This is a genomic window from Vibrio orientalis CIP 102891 = ATCC 33934 (assembly GCF_000176235.1).
In the GTDB taxonomy this organism is placed as follows: Bacteria; Pseudomonadota; Gammaproteobacteria; order Enterobacterales; family Vibrionaceae; genus Vibrio; species Vibrio orientalis.
In genome coordinates, this window is sequence record NZ_ACZV01000005.1 from 207,785 (window position 1) to 225,974 (window position 18,190).

An 18,190-nucleotide genomic window follows, 5' to 3' on the forward strand; every position below is an offset into this window, starting at 1 on the left:
CGTTTGCGCAAGTTTTTTTGTGCCATCATTAGGCAGAAATTGAGAACGAAATCGTTTATAATCTGGAGGTTTGATTAAATTTTACCTGAAATCCGGAGATGGAAATGAAAGTTGTTGAAGTGAAACACCCTCTAGTGAAGCACAAACTTGGTCTAATGCGAGAAGGTGAGATCAGCACAAAGCGCTTCCGTGAGCTAGCGACAGAAGTAGGTAGCCTACTGACTTACGAAGCAACAGCAGACTTTGAAACAGAGAAAGTAACCATTGAAGGTTGGAACGGTCCAGTGGAAGTGGACCAAATCAAAGGTAAGAAAGTAACTGTAGTGCCTATCCTACGTGCAGGTTTAGGTATGATGGATGGCGTTCTTGAGCACATGCCAAGTGCACGTATCAGTGTTGTTGGTATCTACCGTGACGAAGAGACTCTTGAGCCAGTACCATACTTCAACAAGCTAGCGTCTAACATGGACGAGCGTATTGCGCTTGTTGTTGACCCAATGCTTGCAACTGGCGGTTCAATGATCGCAACGATCGATCTTCTAAAAGAGAAAGGTTGTAAAGCAATCAAAGTTCTTGTTCTTGTTGCTGCGCCAGAAGGTATTGAAGCTCTAGAAAAAGCACACCCAGATGTAGAGCTTTACACTGCGGCAATCGATGAGAAGCTAAATGACAAAGGCTACATCGTTCCTGGTCTAGGCGATGCAGGTGATAAGATCTTCGGTACGCTATAAGCCGTCGATATATAATGATTTAAAAAGGGAGCCGATTGGCTCCCTTTTTGTTGGAATGAGTATTCCACTCTGTCATTCCATAGAGCGACGAAGGAGAGAGTAGGGAATCTGTTTTGATTGGCCGCTCAATTTGAGAGATCCTCAACTCGTTCGTCCCTGACTCTCGAGGATGACGCGTAGAAATGAAAAGGGCTGACGTATTACGCCAGCCCTTTTGTAGAATCTTCTATTTCTTTAAGCTTAATGTACCGCCGGATTTCGGCTTGCTTGGACGCTGACCGTTATCAGACGCAGGCTTATGGAAGGACTTACCTTTGCCACTCGGCTTGCCTTTAAACTCACTTTGCTTATCACCATGGCGACCTTTCTTGGAGTTAGGCGCGTGGCGGAACTCGTCAGCGTTGCGGCCTTTGAAGGTACGCTGCTTTTGGTTGCGTCGTGCTTTTGATTCTTGGTTTTCTTCGCGGCTATCAAACAGCTTAGCATCGGTCGCGCGACGAATACGCTTGCCTTTGTTATCCATCTTAGACGCTTCTTCTGTGCCGCTTGAGTCTTCACACATAGCAAGAATTTCAGTCACTTCGCTATCGCTTAGGTAACGCCATTGACCGTTAGGAATGCCATCTAGAGAGATGTTCATAATACGTACGCGACGAAGTTTAAATACTTCATAGCCTAGGGCTTCACACATACGACGGATTTGACGGTTTAGGCCCTGAGTCAGGACGATGCGGAAAGAGTATTTGGTTTCTTTGGTCACTGTACAAGGCAGAGTGATGGTGTCGAGAATGTTAACACCTGAAGACATCTTTTTAATGAAGTCATCGCTGATCGGCTTATCAACACGGACCACGTACTCTTTCTCGTGACTGTTACCTGCACGAAGGATTTTATTGACGATATCACCGTCGTTAGTCAGGAAAATAAGACCATCAGAAGGTTTGTCTAGACGACCAATTGGAAAAATACGTTTCTTGTGACCAACGAAATCCACGATGTTACCCGGAATATCACGTTCGGTAGTACAGGTAATGCCAGTAGGCTTATTTAAAGCAATGTAAACTGGTTTATCAGTAGCAGCAGCGATAGGCTTATCATCAACACGGACATCATCGCCTAGTTGGACTTTGGTCCCCATTTCAGGCACTTGACCATTAATGGTGACACGACCTTGTTCGATGAGGCGGTCAGCTTCGCGGCGCGAGCAAAAACCCGTTTCGCTAATAAACTTATTGAGGCGTTTTGCGTTATCTTGTGACATGTTGTTCTCCTAACGTTTCACAACGGCGGTTAAAAGGTGTGCTGACCAATACCAACTAGATTAAAACATCAGCACATAGAGGGCGCGCATTCTAGCACTGTGGTAGACGTTAACCCAGTCGTTTTTGATGGCGTTCGCGAGTTTCTATTTTTTTCTCGGCACTTTTTCGCAGTAATACATAAACTGCTCCTGTCCCGCCATGGAAGCGTTGGGCACTGTGAACACATTGCACTTCTTTAATTTGCATCAGCCATTGAGCAACGAAGCTTTTCATCAGTGCTGGTGGATTTGAGCGTTCGCCTTTGCCATGAACAATCACAACAGTGCGAATATCCATGCGCATACATTGCTTTAGGAACTTCACCACTTCATCGCGAGCTTGCTCAAGTGTGCGTTTGTGCAAATCTAATCTAGCTTGAATAGGATACTTGGCAAGGCGTAGCTTTTTGTAGACACCGTCTTGTACCCCATCACGTTTAAACTCAATGATATCGTCAGGCTTTATCATCTCTGCGTGATCGATAGACAGGTATTCTGGGTCATCTTCAGTAAGCCAGATCGCGGCTTCGCGTTTAGCAAGCTGAGAATCAGAGACCTGATGCTGCTTTTTAAGCTCAGTGGTATCTTGTTGAAGAGGTTTTACGTCGCCCATCATTTGTTGAAAGAGGGCAAAATCATCGTCTTGAGACATAACGACATCTCAGAGTGGTAATCAATGTGACTATTATACCAATGATGAAGCGTAGGTGATCAGAAAAAATAAAAAACCGAAGCAGACAAGGTATCTACTTCGGTGCATAGCGAACGTCTATTCAATGAATAGGGCTAAGCGATTCTAGTGAGGAGATTTGTCGTTCATCACTTTGTAGACGAAGTAACCGCCGTAAAACAGCATAAGACCAAAGGCTGCAAAGATTACCATCATTGAAGATAGACCTACTGCATTACCAAATAGGAGATCAAGCCAAAAGTCCATAGTCACTTCCTCTAGTTATATGTGTGAAGACAAGGTTTAAGGTAATGCGTGGTTAAATATGCAACACTGATCTGGATCAAATGTTGTTATTAGGTTGCGGATTTGTTTTTGGCGGTGTGTTTGTGCTCACACTTTATACTCGGTCGGTGGCGTTTTATACAAACGAACTATAAATTTGAAAAAGTTAATGAAAATGGCTTGCGTTAAAATCCAGAATCCGTAATATACGCTTCCGTTGACGGGGATTAATCCTCAGTTAAACATCTCGATGAGCAGCGTACTTGGTAACGCATCTCGAGGTTTAGGAATAGCGGACCAGAGGGCGACCCTCTCGTCATGTCAGTTCCAAGTCAACATCTCGGTGAATAGCGCAGCTTGGTAGCGCATCTGGTTTGGGACCAGAGGGTCGGGGGTTCGAATCCCTCTTCACCGACCATATTTAAAGAAGGGCTCTACAGAAATGTAGAGCCCTTTTTGCATTCATGGTGTAGAGAAGCGAACCGAGGTGGGTTCGCCTAGTGTTCAAAGAATGTCTCTTCACTCACCACATTAAGAAAGCCTGCTTATATAGCAGGCTTTCGTCGTTTTGAAGTGCAGATAATGGGATTTGAACCAAAATGGGGTTCGTCTGAAATTAGAACCTGGCTCTTCACCGACCATATTTAAAGAAGGGCTCTACAGAAATGTAGAGCCCTTTTTGCATTCATGGTGTAGAGAAGCGAACCGAGGTGGGTTCGCCTAGTGTTCAAAGAATATCTCTCCACTGACCATATTAAGAAAGCCTGCTTTTATAGCAGGCTTTCGTTGTTTTAAAGCTTAGCACTTACTGTACATCACAGCTGATATCGGCAATGGGAGTATCTGCGGTGCTAAAACAGACATAGGCCTCAGCTGGGGTATTTGGTCCAACACGAAAGTAACCTGCTTTGAGATCGTCTTCGTCAAATGAAATCGAGTGTGATGTGCTGACTGTATTATCGAGAAAAGTCGCCTCGAAGTGATTTGCCATTTGATGACCGACTCTGTTGCGAGTGGTGGATGTTGTGAAAGTGAGGGTGGCGCACCTCATTGGCGGCTTTCTCTTTATCTGAATTTGATCATTCTTTCTATCGATCTTCGCTGCAGTGGTGTTTGGCTGGATGTCGACACTTTGAAAGCTCTCTATCGTACATGTATTCTGAGCGTAGCTGGCAGGTGAGCCAAGCAATAAAAATGGCAAAGCGACGAGTACGTAACTTAACTTCATACTTGCTGAAACCGTTGTTTGTGTATGGGGAAGTCCAATTCTAGCATCGCACTCGTATAATGGAGTGTTAAGACTCTGTAATTCTCTTGTTCCTGAAATTGTGCTCTATAAGCTAATACTCAAACTCACATAGTGCCGGTTTGCTCTTCGACAGCTGAGTCACTTTAAATCCACCTTCTTGAAGTAGCGTGAGAACATTATTGTCACCGACCAGATGTAGGCTCCCGACAACCATAAGGAATGTTCCTTTTTTTTCTTTTGACCAACTTGGGCTAGCAAGCTGTTGGGCCCAGTTTAGGTTTCGCTCAGTGAGGAAGGCAGTTTCAAACTCTTCCGACATTTCGGTTAGCTTGGCAAATTCGTTCAATTTCTCTATATCTCCCGCCTTCCAAGTTTTAATTAAGCAGTGAGTCATTTCTTCAGAATGATCAAATTCCTCAATGGCACTTAAAAGTAGTTCTTTTCCAGATTCTTTTTGGCCCGTTAAAAGATCAATTTGAAACTGGAGAGACTCAAGACTAATGACAGGAATATCTTGAACGGTAGCCTTATAGGTCAGGTGTGCATCGACCCCATACGCCGCTTTATAGCCTAAATACTCGATTTGTTTCATCTGAACCGCAAGCGCTGTTGCCCAAGGTGGGGAGTTAAGCAGCTGAGGGGCATTCATTTCTAACAGATTGGCAATTCCTTTCAACTCATCTTGTTGCTTTGGTGTCAGGACATCTTTGCTTAGTAATGTGGCTGGTGGGTAGGTTATCCCTTGAGTCTTTCGCACATCCGTTTCAATGATTAAGCCATCACTGGTCTGTAAGACGTTCATGATCTGTTTACTTAAAGGGAACATTCCGTCATCACCGACATGTACAGAACCAAGAATGTAGTAATTCAACTTGCCCTTGGTCGCTTGCCAAAACAGTGGTTCTGCAAGGGTGGCGGTCGAGTAGATTAAAGCAATAAGTGGGAGAAGTAGTTTGCGCATCAGGTATGAGCTGCCTTACTGAAAAATTGTTGAATCCAAAAATATCAACGTATTTTGACGAGAGAATTGTGAGTGATAGATCACAGTTCGAATTCTAGTTACTCGTTTCAGTTTATGACAACTGATCGAGAGATGTGATCACTATTCACTAATTGCATCCCTTTGAGGCGGAAAGCTGTGATTTACTTCTCAGTAATCTCGTCAAAAAAAGTCCGTCGAAATTAACGTTACTTGTAACTCTATGTTTATAAAGAATTTAAAGTTTTTAGGTTTTATAAAGTTTGAATCGGATCACTTTCGATGATGATTAATTTTACGATAAAAAATAACTCAGGCTATTGTGATTGCATCTTGATTTTGACGCCGAACTTTTCAGGCTTCGCTCCACTTTTTAAGGGTAAGTAAGATGTTTAAACAAACTCTCATCGCGACTTCAGTATTGGCAACGTTAGCGGGTTGCGCATCGTTTCAGTCTACTGAACAAAATGTCGTTAACTCACTTGCAGCAAACTTAGATGTTCAATATGAAGTACTCACTAACCATGGTGCCAACGATGGTCTTGCGTGTCAGGATCTGGGTGCTGAGTGGGCTTCATGTAACAAGGTCAACATGACACTCGTTAACCAAGGTGAAGCGGTTGACTCAAAAGATTGGGCTATTTACTTCCACAGCATTCGCCTGATTTTGGATGTTGATAACGAGCAGTTCAAAATCTCACGTGTAACGGGTGATCTACATAAACTAGAACCAACCGATAAGTTTGATGGTTTCGCTGCAGGTGAAGAAGTATCGCTTCCTTTGGTAAGCGAATACTGGCAGCTATTTGAAACAGACTTCATGCCAGGTGCATTCGTTGCGGCGCCAAACGCAGAGCCTAAGATGATCGCTTCACTAAACACTGAAGACGTGGCCTCTTTCGTTACTGGCCTTGAAGGTGACAATCTAAAACGTACACCGGATGACAACAACGTATTTGCCAACGCTGTGTCTCGTTTCGAGAAGAACGAAGATTTAGCAAAACAAGACGTATCAACCACGCTGCTGCCAACGCCAATGTTTGTTGAAGCGGGTAAAGGTACAGTCGATATTTCTGGTGGTATTGCGCTACCTAAAGACGCATTCGATGCGATTCAATTTACAGCAATCCAAGATCGTGCAGAAGTGGTAGGTGTGGATGTTCGCGGTGATGTTCCTGTTAGCATCACAGTTGTTCCTGCAGACTTCACCGGTGAATTAGCGAAATCTGGTGCTTATGAAATGAGCATCAAAGGCAACGGTATTGCGATTAAGGCGTTCGACCAAGCGGGTGCTTTCTACGCGGTACAATCTATCTTTGGCCTGGTAGATAGCCAAAATGCTGATTCTCTACCACTGCTGTCTATTCAAGATGCGCCTCGCTTTGACTACCGTGGGGTAATGGTGGATGTTGCGCGTAACTTCCACTCTAAAGACGCAATCCTTGCGACGCTAGACCAAATGGCGGCGTACAAGATGAACAAACTTCACCTTCACCTAACCGATGATGAAGGTTGGCGTTTGGAAATCCCGGGTCTGCCTGAGCTGACAGAAGTGGGTGCTAACCGTTGTTTCGATTTGGAAGAGAAAAGCTGTTTACTGCCTCAGCTTGGCTCAGGTTCAACGACAGATAACTTTGGTTCTGGCTACTTCAGCAAAGCAGACTACGTGGACATCCTAAAGTACGCGAAAGCACGCAACATCGAAGTGATTCCTGAAATCGACATGCCAGCACACGCTCGTGCAGCAGTGGTATCAATGGAAGCACGTTACGACCGTCTAATGGAGCAAGGCAAAGAAGCAGAAGCGAACGAATACCGTCTGATGGATCCACAAGATCAATCAAACGTCACCACGGTTCAGTTCTACAACAAGCAGAGCTTCATCAACCCTTGTATGGAATCGTCAACTCGCTTTGTTGATAAAGTGATTTCTGAAGTGGCGGCAATGCATACTGAGGCAGGCGCGCCGCTAACAACATGGCACTTTGGTGGCGACGAAGCGAAGAACATCAAGCTAGGCGCTGGTTTCCAAGACGTTAACGCACAAGACAAAGTAAGCTGGAAAGGTACGATTGACCTGTCTAAGCAAGATAAGCCATTCGCACAATCGCCAAAATGTCAGACGCTAATTACAGACGGTACAGTAAGCGACTTTGCTCACCTACCAAGCCACTTCGCTGAAGAAGTGTCGAAGATTGTTGCTGAGAAGGGCATTCCAAACTTCCAAGCTTGGCAAGATGGTCTGAAGTACAGTGAAGGTGAGAAAGCGTTCGCAACAGAAAACACTCGCGTTAACTTCTGGGACGTTCTGTACTGGGGTGGTACGTCATCAGTGTACGATTGGTCTAAGAAAGGTTACGACGTGATCGTTTCTAACCCAGACTACGTCTACATGGACATGCCATACGAAGTTGACCCGAAAGAGCGTGGTTACTACTGGGCAACGCGTGCAACGGATACTCGTAAGATGTTTGGCTTTGCACCAGAGAACATGCCTCAGAACGCAGAAACCTCTTTAGACCGCGATGGCAACGGCTTCACTGGCAAAGGCGAAATTGAAGCGAAACCTTTCTACGGCCTATCAGCACAGCTTTGGTCTGAAACAGTACGTAATGACGAGCAATACGAGTACATGGTATTCCCTCGCGTACTAGCGGCGGCTGAGCGTGCATGGCACCGTGCTGATTGGGAGAACAACTACAAAGTGGGCGTTGAGTACTCGCAAAACTCTAACCTAGTAGATAAAGCAGCACTAAACCAAGATTACAATCGCTTTGCGAACGTACTTGGTCAGCGTGAACTGGCTAAGCTAGAGAAAGCGGGTATTGACTACCGCCTACCTGTTCCAGGTGCGAAAGTGGAAAATGGAACGCTTACAATGAACGTTCAGTTCCCAGGTGTTGAGCTGCAATACTCTCTAGATGGTGAAAACTGGCTGACTTACGCAGACAGTGCGCGTCCAGCAGTAGAAGGTGAAGTATTCATCCGTTCAGTATCGGTGACTGGCGAGAAAGCGAGTCGAGTGACTAGCGTGAAATAATTCCCCCTCCCTTCCAATCTAGACAGAAAGGAAAGGGAAAAACGCCCGGCCAGTGATGGTCGGGCGTTTTTATTTCTTATCGCGAGTAAGATGCTGTTAAGCGACTTGCGCTTGTTGCTCTTCAACTTGCTCAGCATTGCTCATTGGGCTTTCTGCGCCATGCATCCAACGAACCAGTGTATTAGAGAACATCAGTAGGATGACACCAGAAACCGTTGCTGCAATCGCGATACCACCAAAGATTGGTAGTGCGCCCAGCTCACCTACGTGAGAGCCGATCAGACCTGCTACATAGTTAGCAATCGCGTTAAAGCCGAACCATGCACCCATCATCAGAGAAGCAAGGCGAAGTGGAGCAAGTTTGGTCACAAGAGATAGACCGATTGGTGATAGGCACAGCTCACCCAGAGTGTGGAAGAAGAACGCACCGACAAGCCACAGCATTGATGTTTTCACTGCAGTGTCGCCGCCTTGTTCCATAACGGCACCCACCATACATAGGAAACCAAGTGCTAAGAAGAACAGTGCAAGCGCGAACTTAACTGGTGAGTTTGGCTCTTTAGGTCCGAGCTTCACCCAAAGCGCAGCAAGTAGAGGCGCTAGGGTAATAATGAAGAATGGATTAAGTGACTGGAACCAAGCAGCCGGAACTTCAAAACCGCCGATCATACGATCAGTGTACTGCTGAGTGTAGATATTCATCAGACCGCCAGCTTGCTCAAAGCCCGCCCAGAATACGATCACAAACAGACCCATTACCAAAATCACTTTAAGGCGATCGACCTCTTGTTTAGTCAGTGGTTGCTTCGTTGCTGATTTCTTTTTCTCGAGATCACGTGCTGCTGCTGGAACAACACCGATATCACCAAGCCATGACTTTGCCAGCGTCATCTGCATCACTAGGCTGATGATCATGCCTAGGCCAGCAACTAGGAAGCCAGCTTTCCAACCAAATGAGTTAGTGACGGATCCTGATGCGACACCTGCGATTAACGCACCTAAGTTAATGCCCATGTAGAAGATGGTAAAGGCACCGTCACGACGGTTGTCACCTTCTTCATACAAGTCACCAACCATAGTGGAAATATTGGGTTTAAAGAGACCGTTACCGATGATAAGCAAAGCAAGGCCAAGATAGAAACTGTGGGTAACACTAAGCCCAATCATGTCTGCTGGAAGTGCTAGGGTAAATTGGCCGATGGCCATTAAAGCGCCACCAATCAAAATAGAACGGCGTTGACCAAGGTAGTTATCAGCAAGGTAGCCGCCGATCATTGGGGTAATATAAACTAGTCCAGTATAGATGCCATATAGATCAAGAGCATCTTTAGTCGACCAGCCTAAGCCGCCGTTCATCGTCGCATCTGTTAAATAGAGTACTAAGATAGCGCGCATTGCGTAGTAAGAGAATCGCTCCCAAAGTTCGGTACCGAACAGTAGGAATAGGCCACGTGGATGGCCAAAAAATTGGTGATGTTGGTTTGTCATAAGTTTTATTAATCTTAGCTATTATCGTTTTTTATTGGCTCCTACATATACTCTTTGGGTACATAGACTGCAATCGGCAATAATCGTCGATATTGTGAGATTAAAACTCTAACCTTATGACTTGTAAGGAATTAATTGTTGTGAGGATTACATATTGTCCGTGCTACAAACTTAGTTTCCAAAATTGAGCTTTGTTTGCAAAATTGTTGTCGGTATTGGTGTGGTGAATTTGTTGTTGGTAGAGTGATAAAAAAAGACACCGCTTGGGTGCCTTTAGAATAGAAATGAGTTGTGGTTAGTAAGCGTCGTTGTGGACACTTTGCACTGCACGACCTGATGGGTCTGCCATATTCTTAAATGACTCATCCCATTCAATCGCTTTAGCAGATGAACATGCTACTGACGGACCACCTGGAACACACTCTGCCGCTGATGGTAGTGGGAACAACTCTTCAAAGATCTCACGATATACGTAACCCTCTTTGGTTGTTGGAGTGTTGTATGGGAAGCGGAATGCTGCTGTTTCCATCTGTTGGTCAGTGACCTTAGCTTCAGCAACTTCTTTAAGTGTGTCAATCCAGCTGTAGCCAACGCCGTCAGAGAACTGCTCTTTCTGGCGCCATGCGATTGCCTCTGGTAGGTAGTGTTCGAAACACTCACGTAGGATATGTTTCTCCATCTTACCGTTGCCACACATCTTGTCTTCTGGGTTTAGGCGCATTGCAACGTCGATAAACTCTTTATCTAGGAAAGGTACACGACCTTCAACACCCCATGCAGCAAGCGATTTGTTCGCACGAGCACAGTCAAACATGTTCAGAGCAAGCAGTTTACGTACTGTCTCTTCGTGGAACTCTTTTGCGTTTGGCGCTTTGTGGAAGTAGAGGTAACCGCCAAAGATTTCATCTGCGCCTTCGCCTGACAGAACCATCTTGATACCCATAGCTTTGATTTTACGTCCCATTAGGAACATAGGCGTAGAGGCACGGATAGTGGTGACGTCATACGTTTCGATATGGTAGATAACGTCACGAATCGCATCGAGACCTTCTTGAATGGTGTAGGTCATCTCGTGGTGAACGGTACCGATTTGGTCAGCGACTTCTCGTGCTGCCTTCAAGTCTGGCGCACCTTCAAGGCCGACAGCAAATGAGTGAAGTTGTGGCCACCATGCTTCAGATTTTTCATCATCTTCAATACGCATTGCAGCAAAGCGTTTAGCAACCGCAGAAGTGATCGATGAATCTAGACCGCCTGAAAGGAGTACACCGTAAGGTACGTCAGTCATTAGCTGGCGCTTAACCGCCGCTTCTAGTGCTTCAGTCAGTTCTTCTTTACTTGTTGAGTTACCTTGTACCGCAGCGTATTCGTTCCAGTCGCGGATGTAGTAACGTTGAGTCTCTGAGTCTGTAGAGCTGTAGTAGCTGCCCGGTGCGAATTCGCTAACCGTTTTACATACAGGCACCAAGGCTTTCATTTCAGAAGCGACGTAGTAGTTACCGTGTTCATCATGACCTTGGTACAGCGGGATAATACCGATATGGTCGCGCCCTACGAGGTACTGGTCTTTTTCTTCATCGTAAAGAACAAATGCGAAGATGCCGTTCAGCTCTTCAAGCAGGTCTGCGCCCATATCTTGGTATAGCGCTAAGATTACTTCACAGTCGGAGTCTGTTTGGAAGTCGTATTTACCTTCGTAACGTGCGCGGATCTCTTTGTGGTTGTAGATCTCACCATTCACTGCAAGGATGTGTTTTTTGTCTGGGCTATATAGCGGTTGAGCACCACTATTTAAACCAACAATCGCTAAACGCTCATGCGCAAGAATTGCTTTTTCTGAAGAATAAATTCCAGACCAGTCTGGACCGCGATGACGCAGTTTTTTAGACATTTCTAGTGCAATTGGACGTAGCGTCTCAGCATCACTTTTGATGTCTAAAATACCAAAAATCGAACACATACAACTTCCCTTTAAATTCATATTAACTTTCTAACTTCAATTTGCCATTTTGATTAAAAAAATCAACCGTGTTTGATTAAAAAAATAATCATAACGACATAATGGTGAATGAAATCTAATTAAATGTGCATTTTGGTGTATGAAATCTAGGTTTTGTTGTTTATTTGAACAAGTGATAAAAAAGCCGCTCGAAATGAGCGGCTTAGTGAAGCGGTGTTGACGTTAGTTTACTTGGTTAAACTTGGGTTGTAGTTGGTCACACACATGGCGTGCAAAACCACTACCAGCTTCACTATAGATGTTGAATGCAGCATCGACGCCACCATCAATAAGCGACTCAAGCTGATCGGGGTATTCTGCAATAGCCGCAATTTGCCCTTTAAAGTTACGACGCTGAAGCTGCTCTAATGCGACTTGATTACCTTGGTGATGTGGCATTGCTAGTAAAACCAACTTTACATTCGCGGTATCTAAAATACGTTCCCAAAAATCTGGGTCGGTTGCATCGCCGGAAATGACATTTCGTCCGTGAGCTTTGTGTTGATGAGCCGCATCTTCACGAACCTCAATGCCTAAGCTGATTTTACCGTAGCGATTTCTAAGTTCATCGTAAGCGCCAGTACCGATACGTCCCATACCGAGGATGAGTACTTGAGCATGGCCTGGATTAATAAGCTGATCGCGAGTATTGAGCTTTTCTGCTGCGTGCTCGCGTAGCCATCGGCCGGAGCGTTGATACAAGGCATGCCCATGGTGATTAATTGGAGCAGCGAGTACAAACGAAATAGACACTGCAATGGCAAGTGCGACAAGAATGTCACCGCTCATCCAACCCATTTTAAACGCTAGCCCACCAACAATCAGACCAAACTCACTGAAGTTAAACAAGCTTAGTGATGCGAGTAGCGAAGTACGGACACGGAACTTAAATGCATTGAGTACTAGGAAGTAGAGCACTCCTTTTAGAGGTAGTAGCAATAGGAACAAAATTGCTAAAGCAAACCCCGATAACGTTGGGCTGGCTGAAAGACCAATGTTAAGAAAGAAGCAAACGAGGAAAAGTTCCTTCAAATTGAATAGCGATTTAGAGAGCTCGGAGGCTTTTTTATGCGCGGCGAGCATCATACCGAGAATAAGTGCACCTAAGTCCGGTTTCATGCCAACAAGTTCAAATAAGCCAGCGCCAGCGACTAGGGCAAAGAAAACCCCCAGTAGTACTAGCATCTCACCATGGCCAACCCAATCAAGCATTTTGAAAAAGAGTGGTCTTAGTAGCGGAAGGGCAAAGAGACCAATGGCATACCACTCTGGGATTTTACCCGTTGACGCAGTTAAGAAAACAACAGCAAAGATATCCTGCATAACCAAGATACCAATGGCAATGGTACCGTAAGTGGCGTTCATCTCACCTTTTTCTTGCAATGACTTCACCGCGAAAACGGTACTAGAGAAAGAGAGAGCAAAGCCAAGCAGAACGATTTGTTCAATAGACATCGCTGCTAAAGAGCTGACACCTAAGAATTTAAAACAGAATAGGGCGAGGCTAAAAATAGCCGTCGATAACAAGTTATGAATCGTTGCACCAGCCCAGATCTCTTTTGAAAGCAGGGTCTTGATGTCTAATTTCAGACCGATAGTGAACAGAAGTAATGTGACACCAAGGTCGGCTAAAGTCACGATAGTATCGTCACTCTGATAGCCCATTGCGTGTAAACCAAAACCGGCAAGCAAGAATCCGACTAACGGGGGAAGGTTGCATTTGAGTGCAATAAAACCAGCTAAAAAAGCCGCTGAAATTAAGATGAGTTCCATATTTGTGTTATTTCTTCCTAAAAAAACGGGCTACATGTCGTAGCCCGTTATTCTAACTCAATTAGTTGCTTACAGGGGGAGAAGATTAATCTTCTAACAATTTTTGTAACAAGACGCCATTAAGCATTGCACGCTTAATCATCGCAAAGGCACCCAGGGTAGGCTGCTTATCAATCTTTGACGCGACAATTGGCAAGTCATTATGGAAAGTTGTTAAGGATTGATTTTCGACATTACGACGAATGGCAGGGAAGACTATCTCTTCACATTGGGTAATATCGCCAGCGATGATGACTTTTTGCGGGTTAAACAGGTTAATGGTAATCGCGATTGCTTTACCTAGCTTGTTACCAACACGGACTAAGCTCTGTTTTGCAAGTTCATCGCCAAGGTTTGCATGCTCGCAGACATCAGAAATGTTAATTGTATCAAGCGTTGTTAGGCTAGATTCATAGCCTTGCTTGATAAGTTTATTAACGCGCTCAACGATCGCAGGGTTTGCTGCTACCGTTTCCAAACAACCGAAGTTACCACATTGGCACTGCTCACCTAGTGGATCAATTTGAATATGACCGATCTCACCAACGTTACGGTTGTAGCCTAAGAAAACCTGACCATTGACGATAATACCTGCACCCGTGCCGCGGTGGACGCTGACTAAGATAGAATCTTGGCAATCTTGGCTTGCGCCAAAGTAGTGCTCTGCCAACGCCATGCCACGCACATCGTTACCCACAAAACATTGCACATGGAATGAATTATGGATGATTTCTGATATTGCGAGGTTGTCGATGGGTATGTTTGGCATGTACTCAACCACTCCCGTCTCTGGGTTAACCAGGCCAGGAAGCGTTACACCAATGGCAATAAGCTGATTGATAGAGTTTTGGTGAGTTTGAATAAATTGCTTAAGCTGCGTTAGCAAGCCTTCAGTTAGCTCTTCTTGAGTGGTGTAGAAGAACTCGCAGTAAGCTGAAGCGAGCTCTTTGCCACCTAAGTCGTAAAGACTGAACTGAATGTAGTCGCGGCCAAGACGAATGGCTACAGAGTGGAACGGTTCAACCTCTGTTGTGAGAGATATTGCGCGACGACCACCAGTAGATGCTTGCTGCGCGACCTCTTTAATTAGGCCGCGCTCTAAAAGTTGGCGGGTGATTTTTGTAACACTTGCGGGTGCCAGTTGACTGACGTCGGCAACTTGGATCCTAGAAATAGGGCCTTGTTGGTCGATGAGTCTGTAAACTGCTGCACTATTTAGTTGTTTTACTAAATCTACGTTACCTATTTGTCCGCCATTCATTCTTAATTTTGCTCGTATTGTCCGTTAACAACCGTCGCCTGAACATTGAAGTCACGATCAAATACAGTGAGGTTTGCAACCATGCCTTTCTTCACTCGGCCTAGCTGCTCTTCAACACCGATTGCTTTTGCTGGGTACAAAGTAGCCATGCGTAGTGCTTCGTCCAGAGCGATTCCGACGTGCTCAACAGTATTTTGAACTGCTTCGATCATTGTAAGTGCTGAGCCGCCTAGTGTGCCATTTTCATCAACACACTTACCATCTCGGTAATATACTTTCTTACCAACAAAAATAAAGTAATCCATGTCAGCGCCTGCAGGAGCTGTGGCATCGGTCACTAATACTAATTTTTCGCCCTTAATTTTGTGAGCGATACGAATGTTTGCGTAGTCAACGTGGAAACCGTCAGCAATGATGCCGGCGTATACGTCTGGCGTATCGTAGATCGCGCCAACAACACCTGGCTCACGACCAACCATAGGGGTCATTGCATTGAATAGATGAGTGGCGAAAGTGATACCAGCATCAAAGCCGCGACGCGCTTCCGCGTAAGTTGCGTTGGTATGACCAATAGACGCAACGATACCAGCTTGCTTGAGGCGTTCAATGTGTGCAGCTTCGTTGTGCTCAGGTGCTAGTGTTACTTTTGCAATCACGTCAGCGTTTTCGCACATGAAGTCGATCATGCTGTCATCCGAAGGACGGATGAAATCAACACTGTGAATGCCTTTTTTTGCAACGTTAAGGTATGGACCTTCAAGGTGCAGACCTAACGACTGGTTTTGGTACTTCGCGTGGTAGTCACGTGCAGCAGCAACTGCTTGACGCATATCTTGATCAGATGAGGTGATCAGCGTTGGTAGGAAGCTTGTACAGCCCGATTTTAGGTTAGCTTCGTGCATGATCTGCATGGTTTCTGCTGTGATTTCATCGTTCAGCATTACGCCACCACAACCATTTAACTGTAAGTCGATGAAGCCAGGGCTAAGGTTAGCGCCATTTAGGTCACGAGTCTCAATGCCTTCAGGAAGCTCCGAAATTGGACATACAGCATCAATAAGGTTGTTGTTAATGATAACAGCATGTTCAACGAGGACGTCGCTGCCGGTAAAGATTTTACAGTTAGTTAGCGCATACATGGTTAGCTAATCCTTATAGGTTAGATTCTTAATACTTTTTAGGCGCCTAAATGAAGTAAGCTCCGTGAAAACAATTACTTTATTTGTAGCCTTCAATTAGGTCGCAAAATATCTTTAGCAAACGAAAAAATGAGTCGTCTAAAATCGATGTTAGCCTTGGCCGTTACTGAGCTTGCTTGAGAACAATGCCTTAGCGAAAACCTCGCAAGATGCTAGAGATAGCAAGTCTCGCAGCCTATTTCTATTGGATAAGAGTAACTCGATTTCACTCTAATGAATGCTATTTTTTTGGATTGTAAAATAAGTTTTATGATCTCGCTAGCAAAAACCTTGGATATTGCCAGTTTCTGGTGATTAGGATCACAAATGATGAGGTTTTAATTTGCGGAGCAAAATTAATATCATAAACTGAACAGGACTAAATTGAGCGACTAAAAAAAGTAGCTCGACCAAAATACAAAATCCTATAGGGGGAACTTAAGGTGAATATTCTTGGATATGCGCAAAAGTTAGGTAAAGCTCTTATGCTTCCTATCGCAACGCTTCCAGTTGCGGCGCTCTTACTACGTTTAGGTCAAGGTGACCTTCTTGATATCCCATTCATGGCGCAAGCTGGTGGTGCTATCTTCGGTCAACTGCCTCTTCTATTCGGTCTAGGTATCGCGATTGGTCTTTCTAAAGACGGTCAAGGTGCTGCTGGCCTAGCGGGTGCGGTAGCGTACTTCGTACTAACAGCAACAGCAACAACAATCAACGCTGACGTTAACATGTCATTCTTTGGTGGTATCATCGCTGGTATCATTGCTGGTCACTCTTACAACGCTTTCCATGCTACACGTCTTCCTGAGTGGTTGGCATTCTTCTCTGGCAAACGTCTAGTACCAATCATGGCTGGTCTATTCGCGCTAGTGGCAGGTGCTGTTTCTGGTGTTGTATGGCCAAGCATTCAAGGTGGTCTTGACGCACTAGCACACGCTGTATCGACTTCTGGCGCTGTTGGTCAGTTTGTTTACGGTACTCTTAACCGTGCACTAATCCCTGTAGGTCTTCACCACGTTCTTAACTCGTACTTCTGGTTCGGTATGGGTACGTGTCAAGAAGTTCTAGTTACTGGTGCTCAAGCTGCTGGTCAAGCTCTTCCTGCTCTACAACAGCTTTGTGTAGACCCAGCTCTAGCTAAGACTCTTGTTGCTGGTCAATCACACACATTCGAATTCGCTAACTCTGTAACTCCAGAAATCACAGCAACTGTTAAAGAAGTAACTGAAACAGTTAAATCTGGTGACTTACACCGTTACTTCGGCGGCGACAAGTCTGCTGGCGTATTCATGAACGGCTTCTTCCCTGTAATGATGTTCGGTCTACCTGGTGCAGCTCTAGCAATGTACCTAGCAGCTCCAGCTGAAAAACGCAGCCAAGTTGGTGGTGCACTATTCTCAGTAGGCTTCTGTTCATTCCTAACAGGTATCACAGAGCCACTAGAATTCATGTTCGTATTCCTAGCGCCAGCGCTATACGCAATGCACGCGGTATTCACTGGTCTATCTCTAGTAGTTGCTAACATGTTTGGTACTCTGCACGGCTTCGGCTTCTCTGCAGGTCTAATCGACTTCATCCTAAACTGGGGTCTAGCAACTAAGCCGGTAACTCTACTGCTAATCGGTCTAGCTTTCGGTGCTCTATACTTCTTCACTTTCAGCTTCGCAATCCGCGCATTCAACTTGAAGTCGCCAGGTCGTGAAGATGATGATGAAGCTGCAGCAGCGCCAGCGGGCGATGCTCCAAAAGGTGACCTTGCTCGTCAATACCTAAAAGCTCTAGGTGGTCACGACAACCTAACGTCAATCGATGCTTGTATCACTCGTCTACGTCTTACTCTAAAAGACCGCTCTGTAGCTGACGAAGTAGTACTTAAGAAGCTTGGTGCGAAGGGTGTAGTTAAACTAGGTGAGAACAACCTTCAAGTTATCCTTGGTCCTCTAGCTGAAATCGTTGCTGGCGAAATGAAAGCAATCGGTGCTAACGAAGACCTATCTGATGTAAAACTTCCTTAGTAACGACAAGTTAATAAGTAAGTGATGAAAGCCTCCTTCGGGAGGCTTTTTTACGTTTATTGCTTCAGGTTTGATGAACAATGCTAGCTTCTTAACCAGACAATGAAAAAAAAAGTGTTTTCAGTCGAGATATTGTTGTGTAATCCATCATAATTGTGGATCATTAGACGTTATGTACTTGAC

General features: G+C 45.0%; 13 protein-coding genes and 1 tRNA gene. 4 read left to right on the forward strand and 10 right to left on the reverse strand.

Features of this window, described 5'->3' with window-relative positions; translation table 11 throughout:
• Positions 1-104: 104 nt before the first annotated feature.
• Entirely contained in the window at positions 105-731 is a 627-nt protein-coding gene (gene upp, locus VIA_RS11490; RefSeq protein WP_004418628.1) for a uracil phosphoribosyltransferase, read from the forward strand.
• 226 nt (positions 732-957) lie between these two features.
• Here the strand turns inward: upp and rluF are convergent, their stop codons facing one another.
• From rluF to VIA_RS21700, 3 genes are all read right to left on the reverse strand, one after another.
• Complete coding sequence (rluF, locus tag VIA_RS11495; RefSeq protein WP_004413165.1) at positions 958-1,992, reverse strand: 23S rRNA pseudouridine(2604) synthase RluF; 1,035 nt, start codon at positions 1,990-1,992, stop codon at positions 958-960.
• Positions 1,993-2,101: 109 nt separating this feature from the next.
• Entirely contained in the window at positions 2,102-2,683 is a 582-nt protein-coding gene (gene smrA / locus VIA_RS11500; protein WP_004413166.1) for a DNA endonuclease SmrA, read from the reverse strand.
• A 144-nt stretch (positions 2,684-2,827) separates the two neighbouring features.
• Positions 2,828-2,968 carry a DUF3149 domain-containing protein gene (locus VIA_RS21700; RefSeq protein ID WP_004413167.1) on the reverse strand — a complete coding sequence of 47 codons (141 nt, stop codon included), beginning with the start codon at positions 2,966-2,968 and terminating at the stop codon, positions 2,828-2,830.
• 359 nt (positions 2,969-3,327) lie between these two features.
• On the opposite strand from VIA_RS21700, the gene VIA_RS11510 reads away from it, so the two are divergent.
• Positions 3,328-3,404, forward strand: a tRNA-Pro gene (locus tag VIA_RS11510).
• A gap of 387 nt (positions 3,405-3,791) precedes the next feature.
• Here the strand turns inward: VIA_RS11510 and VIA_RS11515 are convergent.
• Positions 3,792-4,214 carry a hypothetical protein gene (locus tag VIA_RS11515; protein ID WP_004418626.1) on the reverse strand — a complete coding sequence of 141 codons (423 nt, stop codon included), beginning with the start codon at positions 4,212-4,214 and terminating at the stop codon, positions 3,792-3,794.
• A 112-nt stretch (positions 4,215-4,326) separates the two neighbouring features.
• A complete protein-coding gene (locus tag VIA_RS11520; protein WP_004413168.1) occupies positions 4,327-5,196 on the reverse strand; it encodes a TraB/GumN family protein in 870 nt (289 codons plus the stop codon).
• A gap of 406 nt (positions 5,197-5,602) precedes the next feature.
• Here VIA_RS11520 and VIA_RS11525 point away from each other — a divergent pair, with 406 nt between their 5' ends.
• Positions 5,603-8,254 (forward strand): beta-N-acetylhexosaminidase, encoded by a 2,652-nt coding sequence (locus VIA_RS11525; RefSeq protein WP_004413169.1) that lies wholly within the window; start codon positions 5,603-5,605, stop codon positions 8,252-8,254.
• Between the two features lie 96 nt (positions 8,255-8,350).
• Here VIA_RS11525 and VIA_RS11530 read toward each other — a convergent pair whose 3' ends face one another.
• From VIA_RS11530 to nagA, 5 genes are all read right to left on the reverse strand, one after another.
• The gene (locus tag VIA_RS11530) at positions 8,351-9,742 is read right to left on the reverse strand and encodes a peptide MFS transporter (RefSeq protein ID WP_004413170.1); all 1,392 of its coding nucleotides are present in this window, start codon (positions 9,740-9,742) and stop codon (positions 8,351-8,353) included.
• 295 nt (positions 9,743-10,037) lie between these two features.
• Positions 10,038-11,702, reverse strand: coding sequence for an asparagine synthase B (gene asnB, locus VIA_RS11535; RefSeq protein WP_004413171.1), 1,665 nt, complete (start codon positions 11,700-11,702; stop codon positions 10,038-10,040).
• A gap of 222 nt (positions 11,703-11,924) precedes the next feature.
• Positions 11,925-13,514 (reverse strand): cation:proton antiporter family protein, encoded by a 1,590-nt coding sequence (locus VIA_RS11540; RefSeq protein ID WP_004418622.1) that lies wholly within the window; start codon positions 13,512-13,514, stop codon positions 11,925-11,927.
• Positions 13,515-13,599: 85 nt separating this feature from the next.
• Positions 13,600-14,814, reverse strand: a complete 1,215-nt coding sequence (gene nagC, locus VIA_RS11545; RefSeq protein WP_004413173.1) for a DNA-binding transcriptional regulator NagC — start codon at positions 14,812-14,814, stop codon at positions 13,600-13,602.
• A 2-nt stretch (positions 14,815-14,816) separates the two neighbouring features.
• Positions 14,817-15,953: an N-acetylglucosamine-6-phosphate deacetylase gene (gene nagA, locus VIA_RS11550; RefSeq protein ID WP_004413174.1), complete on the reverse strand. Its 1,137-nt coding sequence runs from the start codon at positions 15,951-15,953 to the stop codon at positions 14,817-14,819.
• Positions 15,954-16,435: 482 nt separating this feature from the next.
• Between nagA and nagE the strand changes: the two genes are divergently transcribed.
• Positions 16,436-18,007, forward strand: coding sequence for an N-acetylglucosamine-specific PTS transporter subunit IIBC (gene nagE / locus VIA_RS11555; RefSeq protein ID WP_004418620.1), 1,572 nt, complete (start codon positions 16,436-16,438; stop codon positions 18,005-18,007).
• The last annotated feature ends 183 nt before the right edge of the window (positions 18,008-18,190 follow it).

What these genes read in the sequence shown, in the direction of transcription:
- upp (WP_004418628.1), top strand. Translation starts at nt 105, where the DNA reads ATGAAAGTTGTTGAAGTGAAACACCCTCTAGTGAAGCACAAACTTGGT.
- rluF (WP_004413165.1), bottom strand. Translation starts at nt 1,992, where the DNA reads ATGTCACAAGATAACGCAAAACGCCTCAATAAGTTTATTAGCGAAACG.
- smrA (WP_004413166.1), bottom strand. Translation starts at nt 2,683, where the DNA reads ATGTCTCAAGACGATGATTTTGCCCTCTTTCAACAAATGATGGGCGAC.
- VIA_RS21700 (WP_004413167.1), bottom strand. Translation starts at nt 2,968, where the DNA reads ATGGACTTTTGGCTTGATCTCCTATTTGGTAATGCAGTAGGTCTATCT.
- VIA_RS11515 (WP_004418626.1), bottom strand. Translation starts at nt 4,214, where the DNA reads ATGAAGTTAAGTTACGTACTCGTCGCTTTGCCATTTTTATTGCTTGGC.
- VIA_RS11520 (WP_004413168.1), bottom strand. Translation starts at nt 5,196, where the DNA reads ATGCGCAAACTACTTCTCCCACTTATTGCTTTAATCTACTCGACCGCC.
- VIA_RS11525 (WP_004413169.1), top strand. Translation starts at nt 5,603, where the DNA reads ATGTTTAAACAAACTCTCATCGCGACTTCAGTATTGGCAACGTTAGCG.
- VIA_RS11530 (WP_004413170.1), bottom strand. Translation starts at nt 9,742, where the DNA reads ATGACAAACCAACATCACCAATTTTTTGGCCATCCACGTGGCCTATTC.
- asnB (WP_004413171.1), bottom strand. Translation starts at nt 11,702, where the DNA reads ATGTGTTCGATTTTTGGTATTTTAGACATCAAAAGTGATGCTGAGACG.
- VIA_RS11540 (WP_004418622.1), bottom strand. Translation starts at nt 13,514, where the DNA reads ATGGAACTCATCTTAATTTCAGCGGCTTTTTTAGCTGGTTTTATTGCA.
- nagC (WP_004413173.1), bottom strand. Translation starts at nt 14,814, where the DNA reads ATGAATGGCGGACAAATAGGTAACGTAGATTTAGTAAAACAACTAAAT.
- nagA (WP_004413174.1), bottom strand. Translation starts at nt 15,953, where the DNA reads ATGTATGCGCTAACTAACTGTAAAATCTTTACCGGCAGCGACGTCCTC.